Origin of the sequence: Blastococcus haudaquaticus, from assembly GCF_900230285.1 — a bacterium.
GTDB classification, from domain to species: Bacteria; Actinomycetota; Actinomycetes; order Mycobacteriales; family Geodermatophilaceae; genus Blastococcus_B; species Blastococcus_B haudaquaticus.
Window position 1 is genome coordinate 104321 of record NZ_OCNK01000003.1, and the last position, 19054, is coordinate 123374.

Annotated in this window: 17 protein-coding genes; 10 read left to right on the plus strand and 7 right to left on the minus strand. The window is 74.3% G+C overall.

Annotated elements, in window-relative coordinates; translation table 11 throughout:
• Window positions 1-160 precede the first annotated feature (160 nt).
• Both CRP30_RS11870 and CRP30_RS11875 read left to right on the plus strand, forming a co-directional pair.
• Window positions 161-1015, plus strand: coding sequence for a hypothetical protein (locus CRP30_RS11870; RefSeq protein WP_097184213.1), 855 nt, complete (start codon window positions 161-163; stop codon window positions 1013-1015).
• On the plus strand, window positions 1002-1418 hold the full coding sequence (locus tag CRP30_RS11875; RefSeq protein WP_097184214.1) for a hypothetical protein: 417 nt from the start codon (window positions 1002-1004) through the stop codon (window positions 1416-1418). The genes CRP30_RS11870 and CRP30_RS11875 overlap by 14 nt, the downstream gene beginning before the upstream one ends.
• Here CRP30_RS11875 and CRP30_RS11880 read toward each other — a convergent pair.
• From CRP30_RS11880 to CRP30_RS11890, 3 genes are read right to left on the minus strand one after another with little or no spacing between them, the layout of a single operon-like run.
• Window positions 1415-2908, minus strand: a complete 1494-nt coding sequence (locus CRP30_RS11880; protein ID WP_097184215.1) for a glycosyltransferase family 2 protein — start codon at window positions 2906-2908, stop codon at window positions 1415-1417. The genes CRP30_RS11875 and CRP30_RS11880 overlap by 4 nt on opposite strands.
• Window positions 2908-3972, minus strand: a complete 1065-nt coding sequence (locus CRP30_RS11885) for a HEAT repeat domain-containing protein (RefSeq protein ID WP_097184216.1) — start codon at window positions 3970-3972, stop codon at window positions 2908-2910. Before CRP30_RS11885 ends, CRP30_RS11880 begins: the two co-directional genes overlap by 1 nt.
• Window positions 3969-4355 carry a response regulator transcription factor gene (locus CRP30_RS11890; RefSeq protein WP_097184217.1) on the minus strand — a complete coding sequence of 129 codons (387 nt, stop codon included), beginning with the start codon at window positions 4353-4355 and terminating at the stop codon, window positions 3969-3971. The genes CRP30_RS11885 and CRP30_RS11890 overlap by 4 nt, the downstream gene beginning before the upstream one ends.
• 245 nt (window positions 4356-4600) lie before the next feature.
• Here CRP30_RS11890 and CRP30_RS11895 point away from each other — a divergent pair, with 245 nt between their 5' ends.
• The 6 genes from CRP30_RS11895 (at window position 4601) to CRP30_RS11920 (ending at window position 14003) form a co-directional block, all read left to right on the plus strand.
• A complete protein-coding gene (locus CRP30_RS11895) occupies window positions 4601-7309 on the plus strand; it encodes a response regulator (RefSeq protein WP_143278453.1) in 2709 nt (902 codons plus the stop codon).
• Window positions 7310-7349: 40 nt separating this feature from the next.
• Window positions 7350-8651 carry a serine--tRNA ligase gene (gene serS / locus CRP30_RS11900; RefSeq protein WP_097184219.1) on the plus strand — a complete coding sequence of 434 codons (1302 nt, stop codon included), beginning with the start codon at window positions 7350-7352 and terminating at the stop codon, window positions 8649-8651.
• Window positions 8648-9580: an HAD family hydrolase gene (locus tag CRP30_RS11905; RefSeq protein WP_097184220.1), complete on the plus strand. Its 933-nt coding sequence runs from the start codon at window positions 8648-8650 to the stop codon at window positions 9578-9580. Before serS ends, CRP30_RS11905 begins: the two co-directional genes overlap by 4 nt.
• Window positions 9573-10376: an HAD family hydrolase gene (locus CRP30_RS11910; protein WP_097184221.1), complete on the plus strand. Its 804-nt coding sequence runs from the start codon at window positions 9573-9575 to the stop codon at window positions 10374-10376. The genes CRP30_RS11905 and CRP30_RS11910 overlap by 8 nt, the downstream gene beginning before the upstream one ends.
• Window positions 10377-10492: 116 nt before the next feature.
• Window positions 10493-12148: a methyl-accepting chemotaxis protein gene (locus CRP30_RS11915; protein ID WP_097184920.1), complete on the plus strand. Its 1656-nt coding sequence runs from the start codon at window positions 10493-10495 to the stop codon at window positions 12146-12148.
• A gap of 205 nt (window positions 12149-12353) precedes the next feature.
• The gene (locus CRP30_RS11920; protein ID WP_097184222.1) at window positions 12354-14003 is read left to right on the plus strand and encodes a methyl-accepting chemotaxis protein; all 1650 of its coding nucleotides are present in this window, start codon (window positions 12354-12356) and stop codon (window positions 14001-14003) included.
• A gap of 102 nt (window positions 14004-14105) precedes the next feature.
• Here the strand turns inward: CRP30_RS11920 and CRP30_RS22505 are convergent, their stop codons facing one another.
• The 3 genes from CRP30_RS22505 to CRP30_RS11935 all read right to left on the minus strand — a co-directional run bounded on the left by CRP30_RS22505 (window position 14106) and on the right by CRP30_RS11935 (window position 16108).
• On the minus strand, window positions 14106-14399 hold the full coding sequence (locus tag CRP30_RS22505) for a hypothetical protein (protein ID WP_097184223.1): 294 nt from the start codon (window positions 14397-14399) through the stop codon (window positions 14106-14108).
• 122 nt (window positions 14400-14521) lie between these two features.
• Window positions 14522-15070, minus strand: a complete 549-nt coding sequence (locus CRP30_RS11930) for a bacterial proteasome activator family protein (RefSeq protein WP_097184224.1) — start codon at window positions 15068-15070, stop codon at window positions 14522-14524.
• 45 nt (window positions 15071-15115) lie between these two features.
• The gene (locus CRP30_RS11935) at window positions 15116-16108 is read right to left on the minus strand and encodes an NAD(P)H-quinone oxidoreductase (RefSeq protein WP_097184225.1); all 993 of its coding nucleotides are present in this window, start codon (window positions 16106-16108) and stop codon (window positions 15116-15118) included.
• 232 nt (window positions 16109-16340) lie between these two features.
• On the opposite strand from CRP30_RS11935, the gene CRP30_RS11940 reads away from it, so the two are divergent.
• Window positions 16341-17204, plus strand: a complete 864-nt coding sequence (locus tag CRP30_RS11940; RefSeq protein ID WP_097184226.1) for a hypothetical protein — start codon at window positions 16341-16343, stop codon at window positions 17202-17204.
• On the opposite strand, the gene CRP30_RS11945 is transcribed toward CRP30_RS11940, so the two are convergent.
• Window positions 17105-17857, minus strand: a complete 753-nt coding sequence (locus CRP30_RS11945) for an NAD(P)-dependent oxidoreductase (RefSeq protein ID WP_097184227.1) — start codon at window positions 17855-17857, stop codon at window positions 17105-17107. The genes CRP30_RS11940 and CRP30_RS11945 overlap by 100 nt on opposite strands.
• 152 nt (window positions 17858-18009) lie before the next feature.
• Between CRP30_RS11945 and CRP30_RS11950 the strand changes: the two genes are divergently transcribed.
• Complete coding sequence (locus CRP30_RS11950) at window positions 18010-18972, plus strand: AraC family transcriptional regulator (RefSeq protein ID WP_097184228.1); 963 nt, start codon at window positions 18010-18012, stop codon at window positions 18970-18972.
• Window positions 18973-19054: the final 82 nt, after the last annotated feature.

Sequence of the window (19054 nt, forward strand, 5' to 3'; positions counted from 1 at the left end):
GCGGTCGGATGCGGTGCGCTGCGTCGGCGTCCCGATCGGCGGGTTCCATTTCGGCAGGAATTGCCCGCCGCGTGATCCGGTCGCGAGCAATCCGATCGCTACGGTTCCGCGACGAACGGGCTCCCACCGAGGTCTCCCGTCGGGGTGGACAGGGGGCAGCGTGGCGCTCGCGCGCAGATCCGGACGTCGGCGGGGTGCCGGTCTCGTCGTCGCGCTCGCCGCGGCCCTGGCCGCACCCCTGCTCGGCACGTCGCCGGCGGCCGCGGACGTGGACAGGACCGGCGTCCGCGCCGTCACCACGCAGACCGCCGCCGTCGTCCCCGGGCAGACGGCCTGGCTGTCGGTCGTGTGGACCAGCGACCAGACCGTGACGAACTGGTCGACGACGGTGAGCGCACCCGCCGGCGTGACCGTCAGCTACCCGACCACGCGCGGCGGAGCGGACACCTCGCTGTACGGCTCGGAGAGCCTCGTGGGCAGCACGCGCGACTTCACCGCGTTCAAGCTGCAGGTGCCCTACACGCAGCGGACGTCGTTCCCCCTCACCGTCGTGTCGACCTACACGAGCACCTGCGGCGACAACGGCCAGTGCAAGGAGGTCGGCGGCGGCAACGACGACAAGGCGCGGGACTTCAGCACCACGGTCACCGTCACGGTGCCGGTCGTCCCCGCCACCGGACCGGACTTCATCCAGGACACGACCAGCCTGACGGTCCCGGCCTCCAGCGACGCCTTCGCGCAGCTGGCCTTCAGCGCCGGGCAGGCGGACCTCGCGGACTTCACCGTCCGCGCCGGGCGGCTGCCCGCCGGGCTCGTCGTCGGCTATCCCGGCGATGCGCCGGCGAGCCGACCGGCAGGGGGCGCAGCGCTGATCGGGCGCTCCACCGACCAGGTCGCCCTCCGCCTGGACACCACGGGCATGGCCCGCGGGACCTACACGCTGCCGCTCGTCATCTCCTACACCGCCGCCACGCCGCGGACCGCATCCGGGACGGTGACCCTTGTCGTGCAGTGACCGCCGTCCGGCGCGGACCGTCGTCGCCCTGGCCGCGCTGGCGGTCCTCGGGACCACGGCCGCCTGCGGCGCCGAGGAGCCGGCGACCGGGCCCGCAGCGGCGACGCCGTCCAGCACGCCGTCCAGCACGCCGGCCGACGCGACGACCGGCCGGATCGCCGAGATCGAGTTCGCGCGGCAGTGCACGGTCGCGTCGGTGAACTACGCCGACGAGGCGCAGTTCACCATCGAGCTCGACACCCACCTCGCCGCCGCCGGCTTCTCGCACGAGCAGTGGAAGCAGTGGCACGACGCGCTCGTCGTCTCACCGGAGCTGGTCACCCAGTTCGCGGAGATCAGCGCCGCGGGCTGCCCCGCCGAGCCGACCGGCCGGACGCCGGCGGACGAGGAGCCGGCCGGCTAGGAGCCGACGGGCACCAGACGTTCGGCGGGCACCAGCACGTCGGCGGGCACGGGTCGTCCGGCGGATGCCGGGTGCCCGGAGAAGCCCACCCGGGGCATCGCCGTCCACACCGGCGACCGGCGGGTGAGCGCGGCCACCAGGCCCCGCAGCCGGTACCAGGAGTGCGCCCAGCGGAACCAGAGGTGCTCCACGAGGGCGGCGGCCATCAGTCCGAGCAGGTCCCGGCCGCGGCCGTAGCGGTGGTAGGTGAGCTCCTCGACCGCGATCGCGGTGGCCGAGAGCAGCACGCCGAGCGCGATGGCGAGGACCAAAACCGCTCCCGCGATCGCCGGCTCGACCAGCCCGAGGACCATCGAGGTCACGACGGCGGCGACACCCACGATCTCCACCACCGGCCCGAGCAGCTCGAAGAGCAGGAAGAACGGCAGGGCCAGCACGCCGATGGGGCCGTAGCGCGGGTTGCCGATCATCCGGCGGTGCTTCCAGAGCAGCTGACCGAGGCCGTGCGACCAGCGCTTGCGCTGCCGGCCCAGCACCTGCCAGCTCTCGGGCACCTCGGTCCAGCAGACGGTCTGGGGGACGAACACCACGCGGTGCGGGCGCCGCCGGCGGCGCAGGTGCTCCTGGATCGTGACGACGAGCTCGGCGTCCTCCGCGAGGGAGTTCGGGTCCATGCCGCCGACCTCGAGGACGACGTCGCGCCGGAAGAGCCCGAAGGCCCCGGAGATGATGAGCAGGGCCTGCGCGTCGGCCCAGCCAGTGCGCCCGAGCAGGAACGAGCGCAGGTACTCGATCACCTGGACCCGGACGACCCAGCGCCGGGAGAGCCGCGGCTCGAGCATCGTCCCGCGGTCGGTGAGCGCGCCGTTGGCGGCCCGGATGACCCCGCCGGCCGCGACGACGTTGTCCGGGTCCTCGACGAAGGGCCGGGAGACCTGCAGGAGGGCCTCGGTCTCCAGGAGCGAGTCGGCGTCGACCATGCACACCAGCGGGTGACGCGCGTGGTTCAGGGCGGCGTTGAGGGCGTCCGAGCGCCGGCCGACGCTGTGCTTGCGGAGAACCAGCAGCGGGTCACCGGTGGTGGCGCGGTGGACGGAGAGGATCTCGCCGTCGACCGGCAGGTCGGCGGTGGGCCGCGGCGCGACCTCGCGGAGCGCGTAGCGCGCGGCGACGAGGGCGAACGTGCGATCGGTGGAGCCGTCGTCCACGAGCACGACCTCGAGGGCCGGGTACTTCTGGCCCAGCGCCGCGGACAGCGTGTCCAGGATGCCGGCCTCCTCGTCGTGCGCGGGCACGAGGATCGAGACGGCGGGGGTCAGCGGGCTGGCGAAGGTCTCGTCGTGCCCCTCCACGCCGCGCCAGTGCCGGTTGCGCCAGACCCGCCGGGCACCCGCGAGGACGAGCAGCAGCGTGACCAGGTGGAACAGCGCGACGTGGGCGGTGAGGACCCAGCCGGCGGTGAGCAGGGCGTCGACGAGGAACTCGCGCATCAGGAGGCTCCGGCCAGCGAGCGCGGGGCCGCCGAGGAGACCGCGTCGAGAGCGGCGCGGGCAGCGGGGGCCGCGGGGCCGTCGAGGGCGCCGAGGGCGCGGAGCCGGTCCCGGCCCTCGGGCGTGATCGAGGCCAGCGCGTCGGCGCAGGCGGTCCGCACGCGCAGGTCGGACGCCGACATCCCGGCGGCCAGCGCCGGGACGCAGTCCGGGTCGCCGATGCGTCCCAGGGCCTCGGCCGCCGCCTGACGCAGCGCGGGATCGACGGCGAACACGGTCACCCGGCTGAGGGCGTCACCGGCCTGCGGGGCGCCGATGCGGCCCAGCGCTCCGGCCGCGGCGCGGCGGACGTGGGGAGGGGCGCCGGGATCGTCGAGGGCGGCGGTGAGCGCGGCCACGGCGGGGAGGTCACCGTGCAGGCCGAGCAGGCTGGCCGACAGCGCCCGCGCGGACGCGGTGCCGGAGTCCAGCGCGGTGCGCAGGGCCGGCAGGGCGGGCGTGCCGAGGTCGAGGACGGCCATGCCGACGATGCCGGAGGGCACCGGCCGGAACGTGGTGAGGGCCGCCAGGAGGTACGGCACGGCGGCGACGTCGCCGGCCTTGCCCAGCGCGCGCGTGGCGGCGGAGCGGACGTCGGGGGAGCGGTCCTCCAGCAGGGTGACCAGGTCCGGGGTGTGCCGCGTGCTGCCGGTGGCGCCGAGCAGCATCGCGGCGCGCCCGCGGCGCCACGGCGCACGGGCGGAGAGCTGCTCCGCGGCGCGGTCGACCACGCCGCGGGCGACGAGGAGGTCGCGCAGCACCTGACGGTCGTTGCCGCGCAGCTGCGGGAGCAGGTGCAGGACGACGTCGTCGAGCACGGCGGGGGCGTCGGCGAGCGACTGGGCGGTCTGCTCGCCGTCGAGAAGGTTGTAGACCAGCGGCGTCAGCGCCGCGCGACGGGACGCGTCCCGCTGCTCCCGGCGTCGGCGGGCCAGGTGGGCCCCGCCGACCGAGAGGAGCAGGAGCACGACCAGGCCGGTCACCCCGGTGCTGAGGAGCAGCACGGGGCCCGGCAACGCGGTCACGCCGGGATGCTGCCGGGCGGCAGCGCAGCGGTGACGCGGCTGATGAGCTCACGGGTGCTGAACGGCTTGGCGACGAAGTCGGTCGCCCCGGCGGCGAAGCCGCGCTCGAGGTCGGGCTCCTGCGCCTTGGCGGTGAGCAGCAGCACCGGCGTACGGGCGAGCCCGGCGTCGGCGTCGGCGCGCAGGGCGGCGCAGACCTCCAGGCCGTTCATCCGCGGCATCATCCAGTCGAGGACGACGAGGTCGGGGTGCAGTGCTCGGGCGGCCGCCAGGCCGGCCTCGCCGTCGGCCTCGACCGAGACCTCGAGGCCGAGCCGGCCGAGCCGGAAGGCGACGAGGTCGGCGATCACGGGATCGTCGTCGACGACCAGGACGTGGGGCATGGGGCTCCGATCAGAAAAGGTGTGGCACAACCAGCATCGGCACGTTGCTGGTGTCCCTGTAGCCCCGTGCGTCACACGGGCGGCCGCGCCGGCACCGGTTCGGGTGGAGGCGGCCCTGCACCGGTCGAGACAGAGGTGTGGCATTCCGGAACAGCGCTCACGACCGTGGTCTCCCCCGCCCGCTCGGAGTGCTGCTCCGCCGGCCCCTCGCCGTCGGCCTCGCGGCCCTCACGACGGTCGCGCTGATGACGCTGGGGCTGGCCCTCGTGGTCGTCACGGTCATCGGACCGCGCGTCGACCGGGCCAACGACATGCTCAGCGCCCTGCAGGACGGCCACATCGCCATGCTCAACCAGGAGACCGGCGTGCGCGCCTTCCTGGTGACCCGCGAGCCCCGCTTCCTCGAGCCGTACGTGAAGGGCGTGGAGGACCTCGAGCGGGCCGATGCGGCGCTGCGGGAGCTGCGGAACGACGTGCCGGACGTGGCCGAGCACCTCGTCGAGCTCGAGGAAGCGGAACGGGCCTTCACGCAGGGCTGGACGGTGCCCACGCTGGCCGCCCAGCCGGCCATCGGGGACATCGCGGCGCTGAACGAGCTGCTGCGCGAGGACAAGCGACTGTTCGACCGGTACCGCGAGGTCGAACTGCGCGTGCGGGGGCTGGTGGAGGAGGAGCGGAACGAGGCAGGCGCCCAGCGGACGTTCATGGTCGTCGCCGCCGCGCTCGCGGCGCTGGCCGTGGCCGCGGCCGTCGCGGTGGCGGTCCGGCGGGCCAACCGCCGACTCGCGGAGGAGCTGCTGCCGCCGATCGGGCAGGTCCGCGACACCCTCGCCGCGCTGACCACCGGGCAGATGGACCGCCGGGCCGTCGCGGCCGGCCCCGAGGAGCTGCGGGACATCGCCGAGGACGTGAACGCCCTGGGCGACGTCCTGCAGGAGCGCGTCGCCCTGGTCGAGGCGCGCGAGGAGGAGCTGGTCCGGGCCCGGGACGAGGCCGAGCGCGCCGGGCAGGCCAAGACGGCGTTCCTCGCGACCATGAGCCACGAGATCAGGACGCCGCTGAACGCCGTCCTCGGCCTCACCGACCTGCTGCTGACCACGGAGCTGACCGAGGAGCAGCGCGGCCACCTCGACACCGTGTCGCGCAGCGGGGACAGCCTGCTGATGCTGATCAACGACATCCTCGACTTCTCCAAGATCGAGGCCGGCGAGCTGGACCTCGAGGAGGCCCCGTTCCAGCTCGACGACGTCGTCTACGACGTCGCCCAGCTCCTGGCGCCGCAGGCGGCAGGCAAGGGCCTGGACCTGCTGGTCGACATCCCCGGCGACTGCGCCTGGCGGGTGGTGGGCGACGCCGGACGCCTCCGGCAGGTGGTGATGAACCTGGTCGGCAACGCCGTGAAGTTCACCTCGACCGGCCAGGTCGTCGTCGTCCTCACCAGCGACGACGGCGACCTCGACGACGACGGCACGCTGATGTGCCGGCTCTCCGTGATCGACACCGGCATCGGGATCACCCCCGAGCAGCAGCAGCGGCTCTTCCGGTCCTTCAGCCAGGGGGATGCCTCGATCACCCGGTCCTACGGCGGGACCGGGCTGGGCCTGGCCATCAGCCAGCGGATCGCCGAGGCCATGGGTGGCGGCATCAGCGTGTACAGCGACCTCGGTGCGGGCTCGACCTTCACCGTCAGCGTGCGACTGACCCCCGCGGCCGCCGACCGGGACCGCGCCGTGTCCACCGACCTGACGGGCCGCCGGCTGCTCGTCGTCGACGACAACGTGACCAACCTGCGCATCCTGGAGCACCAGCTGGGGCGCTTCGGAGCCACCACCGTGCTCGTGTCCTCCGGGGCCGAGGCGCTGGCCCGCTTCGATGCCGGCGAGCGGTTCGACGCGTGCCTGCTGGACCTGCACATGCCCGGCATGCCCGGCGACGTGCTGGCCACCCGGCTGCGGGCCCACCCGCGAGCGGCCGGCACGCCGTTGGTCCTGCTCAGCAGCTCCACCCGCCTGCACGCCACGGAGGCGGCGTCGTTCGCGGCGCGGATGCACAAGCCGGTCCGGCCCGAGCGCCTGCTCCTGACGCTGCTGTCCGTGCTGCACCCCGACGACGCACGCACGGCCGCACCGGCCGGCGGTCCGGCGGAGACCCCCTCCGGGGGCCGGCTGCGAGTCCTCGTCGCCGAGGACCACGCGGTCAACGCCCAGCTGATCGGGCTCTACCTCGCGCAGCTGGGGCACGACTGCGAGCGGGTCGTCAACGGGCGCGAGGCGGTCGAAGCCGTGCAGCGGTCGCGCTACGACGTCGTTCTCATGGACGCGCAGATGCCGGTGATGGGCGGCGTGGACGCCACGGCCGCCATCCGGGCGCTGCCGATCCCGCAGCCGCGGATCGTCGCCGTCACCGCCAGCGTCCTCGCCAGCGACCGCACGGCCTTCATGACGGCCGGCGCCGACGAGTTCCTGACCAAGCCGGTGCGCCTGGCCACGCTGGACGCGACGCTGCAGCGGTGGGCGTCGGCAGGCGCGAGCGCTCCGCTCCGGTCCGCGGTGGTCGTCCCTCTGCCCCGCGCCGGTGAGCCGGCGGGCCGGCTCCCGCACACCGACGTCCTGGACGCCGAGACCGTCGACGAGCTCCGGGACCTCGGGGACGAGGCCTTCGCGCACCTGTACGGGAAGTACGCGCACGGCCTGCCCGACACGCTCGCGGCCCTCGCCGCCGCCGCGGACGGCGGGTCCTGGTCCGAGGACGACGAGCTGTCGGTCCCCCGGCTCGCCCACCGGCTCAAGGGCAGCAGCGCAGCCATGGGCGCCGCCCGGATGGCCGAGCTCTGCGAGCTCCTGCAGACCGCCACCGGCGGAACCCCCGAGCTGGACCGCGCACTGACCGAGCTGCAGGAGGAGAGCCTGCGGGTGCAGGTGGCCGTCTCGGCCCTCCTGGGGACGGAACGCTGACCCCGGGCAGGCGGTACCGGCCCCTCCGTACGATCGGGTCGTGATCGACCTCCGGCTCGTGCGTGAGAACCCCGACCTCGTCCGTGCCAGCCAGCGGGCCCGGGGTGCCGACGAGTCCCTGGTGGACGCGCTGCTCGCCGCCGACGCCGCCCGCCGCGAGGTGGTGAAGCGGGCCGACGACCTGCGGGGCGAGCAGAAGAACGCGTCGCAGGCGGTCAAGAAGGCCACCCCCGAGGAGCGCCCCGCCGTCCTGGAGCGGGCCAAGGCCCTGGCCGCCGAGGTCAAGGACGCCGAGGAGGCGCAGCGGACCGCCGACGCCGCGCTGCGCGAGGCGCACCTGAGGATCCCGAACGTCGTGGCCGACGAGGTGCCGCCCGGCGGTGAGGACGACGCCGTGACCCTGCGGACGGTCGGCGAGGTCCCCGCGTACGACTTCCCGGTGCGCGACCACATCGAGATCGGCGAGGCGCTGGGCGCCATCGACATGGAGCGCGGGGCGAAGGTCTCGGGGGCCCGCTTCTACTTCCTCACCGGCCCCGGCGCGCTGCTGGAGTTCGCGCTGGCGCAGCTGGCCATCAGCCGGGCGGTCGCCGCGGGCTTCACGCCGGTCATCGCGCCCGCGCTGGTGAAGCCCGAGGCCATGGAGGGCACCGGTTTCCTCGGCGAGCACGACGAGGAGGTCTACCGGATCGAGCGCGACGACCTCTACCTCGTGGGCACGTCCGAGGTCGCGATCGCGGGCATGCACGCCAAGGAGGTGCTCGACCTCTCCGCCGGTCCGCGGCGGTACGCGGGCTGGTCCTCCTGCTTCCGCCGGGAGGCCGGCTCCTACGGCAAGGACACCCGCGGCATCATCCGCGTGCACTGGTTCGACAAGGTCGAGATGTTCAGCTTCTGCCGGCCGGAGCAGACCGAGGCGGAGCACCTGCGGCTGCTGCAGTGGGAGGAGGAGTTCCTCCAGGCCCTCGAGCTGCCCTACCGGGTGGTCGACATCGCGGCCGGTGACCTGGGCACCAGCGCCACCCGCAAGTACGACATCGAGGCGTGGTTCCCGACGCAGGGCACCTACCGCGAGCTCACCTCCACGTCGGACTGCACGACGTTCCAGGCCCGGCGGCTCAACATCCGCTACCGGGACGAGGACGGGAAGCCGCAGACGGCGGCCACGCTCAACGGCACCCTCTGCGCCATCGCCCGCACCATCGCCTGCCTGCTCGAGGTGCACCAGCAGGCCGACGGCTCGGTGCACGTCCCCGTCGCCCTGCGGCCCTGGCTCGGTGGCGTCGAGCGGCTCGCCCCCGGGATGACCCTGGTGCCGCCGGTCCCGGTGCCCACCGCATGACCGCGGAGCGACCGAAGGCACTCAAGGCGTACGGCGTGCTCGCCGACGCCGACCGCGTGGTCGAGCTGGACGCCGCCGCGGTCGGCTCCTGGCGTCCCAAGCTGGTCGCGACCGACCTCGACGGCACCCTGCTCGACTCCGACGGCGAGGTCGGCCCGCGCACCCGCGCCGCCCTGGAGGCGTGCTGGGACGCCGGCATCCCGGTCGTGGGTGTGACCGGACGCGGACCGCGGCTGCTCGAGAGCGTCCGCGCCGCCCTCGACGGCCGCGGCATCGCCGTCCTGGCGCAGGGCGGTTTCGTCGTCGACCTCGAACGCGACGAGGTGCTGCGCACCGTCGGGCTGCCCCGCGACCAGGCGCAGGCGGTGATCGAGCGCATCGAGGCGGTTGCCGGAGAGCTGATCGTCGCCGTCGAGGACGCCGCCGAGCAGAGCGAGGTCGCCGGTCCGCTGCGCGTGCAGCACGGGTTCGACTGGCCCTATCCCGAGCCGGCGCACCTGCTCCCGCGGCAGGAGGTGCTCCCCGAGGGCGCCGTCCTCAAGGTGTTCCTGCGCTCGGCGACGGTGGGCCAGGACGAGCTCCTGGCCCGCGCGAAGCGCGTCGTCGACCCGGTCGACGCGGAGGTGACCCACGCGGGGCTCGGCTTCATCGAGGTGCTGCCGCCCGGGATCACCAAGGCCACCGGCCTGGCGATCGCGTTGGAGCGGTACGGCGTGGGCTTCGGCGACGTGCTCGTCTTCGGCGACATGCCCAACGACCTGCCGATGATCGGCGCGGTGGCCGAGGCGGGCGGGCGGGCGATCGCCGTCGCCAACGCGCACCCGACCGTCCGCGCGGCAGCGACGGGCCTCACCAGCGGGCACGACGCCGACGGGGTGGCGCGCTACCTGGAGGCCCTGCTGTTCGACGGCGGGCCCAGCGATGTCTGACTGGAAGCCGCGGCTGATCGCCAGCGACATGGACGGCACGCTGCTGCGCTGGGACGACACGGTGAGCGACGCCACGGTGGCCGAGCTCGAGCGGTGGCGGGCCGACGGCGTCCCGGTGGTGCTGGCCACGGGCCGGCCGCCGCGCTGGATGTACCGCATCCGCGACGTCCTGGGCTCCGGGACGGCGGTCTGCTGCAACGGTGCGGTGATCATGGACCTGGAGCGGTTCGAGATCGTGCACGAGGAGCTCCTGCAGGCCGACGTCCTCCGCTCGGTCACCGACGGGCTGCGCCGGCGCCAGCCGGACACCTGGTTCGCGGTCGAGTACGGGCTGGAGTTCCGACACGAGCCGATCTACAAGCCGCGCTGGGACGTCGACGCCCCCGGGGTCGCGGAGGCGACCCTGGACGAGCTGGTCGCCCAGCCCGTGGCCAAGCTCCTCGCCCGGCACGAGGAGCTCCCGCGGGACGAGTTCGTCGCGCTGGTCGAGGACGTCGTCGCCGGGCGCGCGACGGTCACCCACAGCTCCACCGACGCCCTCGCCGAGATCTCCGCGGCCGGGGTCACGAAGGCGTCCGGCCTGGCGCGGGTCGCGGCGAGCCACGGCCTCGGTCCCGAGGACGTCGTCGTCTTCGGGGACATGCCCAACGACATCGCCGCCTTCGAGTGGGTGCGGGCCGCCGGTGGGCGCGCCGTGGCGATGGCGCACGCGCATCCCGACCTCCTGGCCGTCGCCACCGACGTCACCGGTACCAACGAGGACGACGGCGTCGCGTCCTTCCTGGCCTCCCTGTAGTCACTCCTCCGCTGGACCCGCTCCATGGATGGATCGACTCAACATCGACCGGAAGGTGCCGTCAATCCGGACAGATGACCGCCGAGGGGGCGGTCCAGGTTCGGAAGAGGGTCGGCATGGCCGCCGCCGTCACATCCCCGCACGACCCGGCGCTCGATGGACGGGAGAAGACCACGGAGGGGCTGTTCGCGCGCGTCGGCCTGCAGGGGCGGCTGCTCGTGGCCATCCTCCTGGTCGCCCTGACCACCCTCGCGGTCGGGCTCATCGGGGCCTCTCGCATGACCGTGCTCAGTGAGCGGGCCGAGCAGGTGTACGAGGAGGGGACGGTGCCTCTCGACGACATCCGGCTGCTGCAGTCGTACTGGTGGGAGTACCAGACGCATTCCGCGCGAGGCGCCATGACGACCCTCTCGCCGGACCTCCTGGCGGCGTCGCAGGCGAAGGGGGTCGAGGTGCAGGCCATCATCGAGGAGCTCACCGCGACCGTCGGCGCCGCGCCCCTCGGCCCCGAGGCCAGGGCGGCCTTCCAGCGCTTCGAGCCGGCGGTCGCCCGGTACTTCGAGGCGCTCGGCCGGCTGATCCAGGCGTCGCAGTCGGGCGCCCCGGCCCAGCTCGCCCAGGTCGGCACGTTCATCGCCGACCTGCAGGCTGCCGAGGTGGAGGCGGTCGCCGCGCTGACGGAGGCGGCTGACGCCCAGTCCGAGTCCGCCCACCGGGTGGCCGACGAAGCGATCGCGGCCGCGAAGTCCGCACGCACGCTGACCTTCCTCGTGATCGGCGTCGGCCTGGCGGTGTCGGTGGCGCTGGCAGTGCTGGTGGCGCGCAGCGTCAACCGGCCGGTCCAGCGGATCAGCGAGGTCCTCGACCGCGTCGCGGACGGCGACCTCACGGTCCGCGTCGGTCCCACGGGGGGCGCCGAGCTGTCCCGGGTCGCGGCGTCGCTGGACCGCACGCTGGACGCGATCAGCGGGATCCTCACCTTGGTCTCGGACTCTGCCGGGCGCCTCGGTGACGCCTCCCAGAAGCTCGACGGCGCCGCTGCCGGCATCGCCGCGAACGCGCGCACGGCCGCAGGCCAGGCCGAGGACGTCGTCGCCACGGCCGGCGCGGTGGCCACGAGTGTGGACACCGTGGCGACGGGCTCGTCGCAGATGGAGTCGGCGATCCGGGAGATCGCGCAGAACGCCAGCGAGGCCTCCCGGGTGGCCGGCCAGGCGGTGTCGGTCGCCGAGGACACCACGCGGACCGTCGGCAAGCTGGGCGACTCCTCGCAGGAGATCGCGACGGTGGTCAAGCTGATCAACGGGATCGCCGAGCAAACCAACCTGCTGGCGCTCAACGCCACCATCGAGGCGGCGCGGGCCGGTGAGGCCGGCAAGGGCTTCGCGGTCGTGGCCAGCGAGGTCAAGGAGCTGGCGCAGGAGACCGCGCGGGCGACCGAGGACATCTCCAAGCGGGTCGAGGCCATCCAGGCCGACACCGCCGGCGCCGTCGAGGCGATCAGCCGGATCTCCGGTGTGATCGGCGAGATCAACGACTTCCAGGCGACCATCGCCGCGGCGGTCGAGGAGCAGACGGCGACGACCAACGAGATGAACCGCAACGTGGCCGAGGCCGCCAGCGGCTCGCAGGACATCGCGGCCGCCATCACCGGGCTGGCAGCAGGAACGCAGGCCACCAACGAACGGGTCGAGGAGGCGCAGCGCGCCGCCGGCGAGCTGGCCCGCATGAGCGGGGACCTCCAGGAGGCCGTCAGCCGCTTCACCGTGTGAGGAGCTCGCTGCTGCGGCAGCGAGGCAGGACAGCGCGACGGCGCCGGACCCCGGGTGGGGTCCGGCGCCGTCGCGCTTCCGGCAGGTGAGCCGCCCGACTGGAGTGCGAGGTCGCGCTGCCGAAGAAGCTCAGGACGACAGGCGCGTCCTCCTGCACGGCGTGGGCGGACAGATGCGTCCTTCTACCGATGGAAGCGAGCAGGCGATGGATGACGAGCGCAATCCCGGGATCCCGGCGGCGGAGCAGCCGCCGGACGAGTCCCCCCGGCGGACCCTGGCCGACGTCGGTCTCCGCGCGCGGCTGCTGGGGGCCATCCTCGTCGTAGCCCTCACGACGGTCGCCGTCGGCGCGTTCGGCATCCAGCGGATGTCGGTCCTCAGCGACCAGGCGCAGGTGGTCTACGACGACGGCGCCCAACCCCTGGACGCGCTGCGCACCCTGCAGGCGGACTGGTGGCAGATGTCCACCAACACCGCGCGCGCGAACATCCCGTCGCTGCCGGCCGAGAGCCGCGTCCGGGCCCAGCAGGCAGCCCAGGAGCTCGGCCAGAAGCTGGTCGAGAACCGAGCCGCCGTGGCCGACATGCCGCTCTCCGCGGAGACCCGCGCCCACTTCACCGAGTTCGAGGGCGCCGTCGACACCTACCTCGGCGTTCTCCAGCAGCTGATCGCCAGTGCCGCAACGCCCGCCGCCCCGGCTCAGGTCGGCCAGCTCGTGGGGCAGCTGAGCGAGCAGGAGCTGATCATCGCCGACTCCATCGCGGCGGCCACCGAGTCGGCCTCGGTCACGGCCCAGGAGACAGCCACGGAGGCGCAGAACGCCTACGAGACCGCCCGCACGCTGACGCTGGTCATCATCGTCGCCGGCCTGCTGCTCTCCCTCGTCCTCGCTGTCCTCGTCTCCCGCAGCGTCACCCGCCCGGTCCAGCGGATCCGCGAGATCCTCGGTCAGGTGGCCGCCGGTGACCTCACCGTCCGCGCCGGCCGCACCGGCGGCGGGGAGCTCGGCGAGATGGCCGAGTCCCTCGACCAGACCCTCGACGCCCTCGGGTCCGTGCTGACCCTGGTCGGCGACTCCTCCACGCGGCTGGCCGCAGCGTCCTCGCAGTTGAAGAACGCCGCCGAGGGCATGCGCGTCAACGCGCAGACCGCCGCAGGCCAGGCCGACGAGGTCGTCACCTCCGCCGGCGCCGTCGCCTCCAGCGTCGACACCGTGGCCACGGGCTCCTCGCAGATGGAGTCGGCCATCCGCGAGATCGCCCACAACGCCACCGAGGCCGCCCGTGTCGCGGGTCAGGCCGTGGCGGTCGCGGAGAACACGACGAAGACCGTCGGCAAGCTGGGCGACTCCTCGCAGGAGATCGCGACCGTCATCAAGCTGATCAACGGGATCGCCGAGCAGACCAACCTGCTGGCGCTCAACGCCACCATCGAGGCGGCGCGGGCCGGCGAGGCGGGCAAGGGCTTCGCGGTCGTGGCCAGCGAGGTCAAGGAGCTGGCGCAGGAGACCGCGCGGGCGACCGAGGACATCTCCAAGCGGGTCGAGGCCATCCAGGCCGACACCGCCGGCGCCGTCGAGGCGATCAGTCAGATCTCCACCGTCATCGGCGAGATCAACGACTTCCAGGCGACCATCGCCGCGGCGGTCGAGGAGCAGACCGCGACGACCAACGAGATGAACCGCAACGTCGCCGAGGCCGCCACCGGCACCCAGGGCATCGCCGCGGCGATCTCCGGTCTGGCCGCGGGCACGCAGGAGACCAACCAGCAGGTCGCCGACGCCCAGCGCGCCGCCGGTGAGCTGGCCCGCATGAGCGGGGAGCTGCAGGAGGCCGTCGGCCGCTTCACCGTCTAGCAGGACCCCGCCGCCCCACCGCTCGCGGCGGGACCCATGCAGCGGGCCGTACACGACGGCGCCGGGCCCCCGCAGGGGTCCGGCGCCGTCGTGCGTCCTACCTCAGCTGGTGGTGGCGACGACCGCGGCGACGACGAGGATCGCCACGACGACGGCCAGCACGCCGAGGACCACGCCCGCGATGGCCAGGCCGGTCTTGGCCCCGGTCCGGCGGCCCTGCGAGATGCCGACGCCACCGAGGACCACGCCGAGGACACCGAGGATGATGCCGACGATCGGGATCACCCAGGACAGGCCGAGGCCCACCAGGCCGGTCACGAACCCGGCGACGGCCATGCCGTTGGGCCGGGTGCCGCTTCCCGTGGTCGTGGACGTGGTCGAGTGCTCTGTGGTCACGGTTCCTCCGCTTCCTGGTGACCGGGGTCTCCGGCCGGACGCCCCAGAGGGTGCGGACGCCGGGAACGGCGGGCAACCGGTGTTGCGGCCTTTCACCTGGTCGAGGGAACCGGTGCGTCTCGTTAGAGGTACTGACCCCCACCGGGGCGGAAGTCGGGCTGCTGTCCGGGCGCCTGCCCCCCGGGCAGGGCCTTGCGGCGGACCTCCTCGAGCTGCGCGCGGGCGGCCATCTGCTGGGCGAAGATCGCCGTCTGGATGCCGTGGAAGACGCCCTCCAGCCAGCCCACCAGCTGGGCCTGTGCGATGCGCAGCTCCGCGTCCGACGGCGTCTCGCCCTCGGTGAAGGGCAGCGTGATGCGCTCCAGCTCCTCGCGGAGCTCCGGCGCCAGCCCGTCCTCCAGCTCGCGGATCGAGGCGGCGTGGATGTCGCGCAGCCGGTTGCGGCTGGCGTCGTCCAGGGGAGCGGCGCGGACCTCCTCGAGCAGCTGCTTGATCATCGTGCCGATGCGCATGACCTTGGCCGGCTGCTCGACCATGTCGCCCACGCCGGCCGACCCGTCCCCGTCGCCGTCGTCGCCCTGCGGCATGGCGAGGGCGCCGACCGGCTGCCCGTCAGGGCCCACCACGACGACCTGCTGGGGGCGCTCGCTGCCGTTCCCGGGTGCAGTCATGCCTCCATCCTGCCCCGGCGCCGCCACCGCCGAACGGGGGGCCGGTCAGGCCTCCGGGAGGAGCAGCACCTTGCCGACGTGCTCGCTGGCCTCGACGACGCGGTGCGCCTCCGCCGCCCGCGACATGGGCAGCCGGCGGTCGATGATCGGGCGGACCACGCCGCGCTCGACGTCGGGCCACACGTCGTGGCGGACCGCCGTCACGATGTCGGCCTTCCCGCCCCGCCCGGTCGCCGGTCGCGACCGCAGGGCGGTGGCGTGCACCGAGGCGCGCTTGCCGAGCAGCGTGGCGATGTTCAGCTCCGCCTTGGTGCCGCCCTGCATGCCGATGATCACCAGGCGGCCACCGACGGCCAGGGCGTCGACGTTGCGGGCGAGGTACTTCCCGCCCATGTTGTCCAGGACGACGTCCACCCCACGGCCGCCGGTCTCCTCGCGGACGCGGTCGAGGAAGTCCTCGTCGCGGTAGTTGATGCCCACGTCGGCGCCCAGCTCCCGGCAGACGTCGAGCTTGGCCGCCGTCCCCGCGGTGGTGAGCACCCGGGCGCCCGCGCGGGCCGCGAGCTGGATCGCCATCGTCCCGATGCCGCTGGAGCCGCCGTGCACCAGGAACGTCTCCCCCCGCTGCAGGCCGGCGAGCTGGAAGACGTTGGACCAGACCGTGCAGGTGACCTCCGGGAGCCCGGCGGCGGTGGCCAGCTCCACCCCCGACGGGCGGGGGAGCAGCTGACCGGCCGGGACGGCGACCCGCTCGGCGTAGCCGCCGCCGGAGAGCAGCGCGCACACCTCGTCGCCCACGGTCCAGCCCTCGACCCCCGCGCCGACCTCGCTGATCACGCCGCTGCACTCCAGGCCGAGGATCTCGCTGGCGCCCTTCGGCGGCGGGTAGAAGCCCTGTCGCTGGAGGAGGTCCGCCCGGTTCACGGCGGTGGCCGCGACGTCGACGATCACCTCGCCGGGCCCGCAGACCGGGTCGGGGACCTCCGACCAGCTGAGCACCTCGGGTCCGCCGGGCTCGGTCACCGTCACCGCACGCATCCCCCGACCCTAAGGCCCGGTCCCTGGCCCGGTCCCGGCCCGGTTGCCCACCGGCGACGCGGCCGCTGACGGTCATGCCCCCTCACCGTCCGCGGCGACCGGCCGTCCGCGCCCGGCCCGGGTCGCCGGCCGGGACACCGGCACTGACGGGTACCCCTGCCGGTGCCAGGGTGGACGGACCGCCGGCACGCGCCGCGGCATCCGCGGCCCGGCGGCCGCCAGGAGGTGCCGCATGGCCGCCAACCCGTCAGCTGCGTGGGTCCCGCCACCGCCGCCGGCCCGGATGGGCGCCGGGCGGGTGCTCGCCGTGGTCCTCGGCGCCCTGGTGCTCCTGCCGGCGATCGGCCTGCTCACCGGCGGTGGGGTCCTGCTGTGGGCCGACACCTGGGGGCGCGAGGACGACGACTACCTGTTCACGGCCACCGATGAGTTCTCCACGGCCGGGCACGCGATGCAGAGCGACCGGATCGACCTCGAGACGGACGCCGACTGGGTGCCGTTGTCCGCGGCGCTGGGCACCGCACGCGTCGAGGTGACGAGCGCCGACGCCGGCGAGGACGTCTTCATCGGCGTCGGTCCGACCGCCGACGTCGAGGCGTACCTGGGCGGGGTCGAGCGCACCGTCATCGACGACCTGGGGCTGGACACGTCGGCCGGCCAGGAACTCCTCCCGGGAGGCGCCCCGTCCGGGCCGCCGACCCAGCAGGACTTCTGGACCGTGGAGGCCAGCGGTCCGGGCACGCAGCAGCTGAGCTGGGAACCGGCGGACGGTTCCTGGACGCTCGTCATCATGAACGCCGACGGCTCGGCGGGCGTCTCCGTCGACGCCCGCATCGGGGCGACCGCTCCGGCGCTCGGTGGACTGGCGTGGGGAATCCTGGCCGGGGGGCTGTTCCTCGGCCTCGTGTCCGTGCTCGTCCTGGTGCTCGCGGCCCGTCGTCGTCCGGCTGCCGCAACCGGGTCGACGTACGGCATGTCGCCCGGCGGTCCGCCTCCCTACTGGACCCCGCCCGCGCCGGTCGACCGGACGACGGCGGCCGACGCCGCGTCGTCGCCGGTTCCCGACCCGGCCGCCCGGCGGCCGCCGGACGCCTGACCTCCGGCCCCGGACACGGAGACGCAGGAACCGACGTCGTCGCTGCCGGTCGCGAGACGGGCGAGGACCCCGCCGACCGCGCGTCGGGACACCTTCATCCCCTCCACCGACCCGTCGATCGACACGGTGGCCCCCTCGTCGCCGTCGGTCAGGTAGACCGGCTGCACCAGGGTCCAGTCGAGCCCGCTGCGGCGGACCGTTCGCTCCTGCACCTCGTGATCGGCGATCTGCGGCTTGAGGAGGAGGCCGAAGACCACGCGGGAGGCGAACGGCAGCAGGCCGCGCGTGTCACCGACGCCGTAGGACGACTGCACCACCAGCCGGCGCACCCCGTGCTCACGCATCGCCGCCACCACGGCCGCGGTGCCCGGCGACCGCACGTCCAGCGGCGTCCCGGACGGCCCGCGCAGCCGGACCCGCACCGCGCTCTCGGCGATGCCCAGCGTCACCACGACGGCGTCCTGGCCGTGCACGGCCCGGGTCACGTCCGCTGCCGCCGTCGCGTCCCCGTCCACGGTGCGCACGCCCGGCAGTCCGCCGAGCGCCTCGCCGGCCCGCCGGGCGAGAGCGGTGACGTCGTGACCTCCCGCGAGCAGGGCGTCGACCGTCGCCCGTCCGGTACCGCCTGTTGCTCCGACCACGAGCACCTTCATGATCCGCTCCGTCCCTCGCCGGCTGCCGGCGATCGCCGGCAGACCCAGCCTGCGCGGACGACCAGTGCGTCGGAATGCCTGTGCCACCAGTTTCCATGACCGTTCGTCCACGGCGGGTGGACGGGCGGACGTCAGGGCGCAACCATCACGACATGACGGCGGACCGCGTCCTGCCCTGGAGCCCGAGCGACCCGCTCGGTGGCGTGCTCGGTGATCTGCGCATGCGCGGGACGTTCTACTGCCGGGCCGAGGGCGCCGCCCCCTGGGGCGTGGAGATGCCCGCGCTGGACGGCTGCATGAGCTTCCACGTCGTCACCGAGGGCAGCTGCCTGCTCGAGGTGGACGACGCGGTGCACGAGCTGCGGGCCGGGGACCTGGCGCTGGTCCCGCACGGCCGCGGGCACCTGCTCCGCAGCGGCCCGGGTGCCCCGATCGCCGGCCGCGCCGACCTGCTGCCGCAGGACTACCTCGGTGAGCACTACTCGGTGCTGCGGATCGACGGCGGCGGGGCGGAGGCCCGGCTGGTCTGCGGCGTCCTCGAGCCCGAGCGGCACGGAGCGGCGCACCTGCTGGACCTGCTGCCACCCGTGCTGCTGGTCGAGGCCGACGACGCGGCTCGCGGCGGCTGGCTGACCGTGCTGCTGGGGATGATCACCGACGAGGTCCGCCGCGACCGCCCCGGCGCGGAGGCCGTCGTCACCCGGCTCGCCGACGTGGTGGTCATCCAGGCGATCCGCGGTTGGCTGGACACCGGCGGCACCGGTCCCGGGTGGCTCCGCGCGCTGCGGGACCCGCAGGTCGGCGGGGCGGTGGCCCTGGTGCACCAGGACCCCGGCGCACCGTGGACGCTCGACCGGCTGGCGCGGGAGACCCGGATGTCCCGCTCGGCGTTCGCGGCCCGCTTCACCGAGCTCGCCGGCGAGCCCGCGCTGCGCTACGTCACCCGGTGGCGGATGCACCTCGCCACGGTGGAGCTGGCCCGCGGCGCCCGGGTGGGTGAGCTCGCCCGACGGCTGGGCTACGACTCGGAGGCGGCGTTCTCCCGGGCCTACAAGCGGGTGTCGGGCGTCCCCCCGGTGTCCGTCCGCGGCCGGCAGGACGCGGCGGCGGGCTGACACCCGACGCCGGACGACGACGGCGCCGGGACCGCCGGACGACGCTGTCCGGTGGTCCCGACGCCGTGGTCGGGTCTGCGCC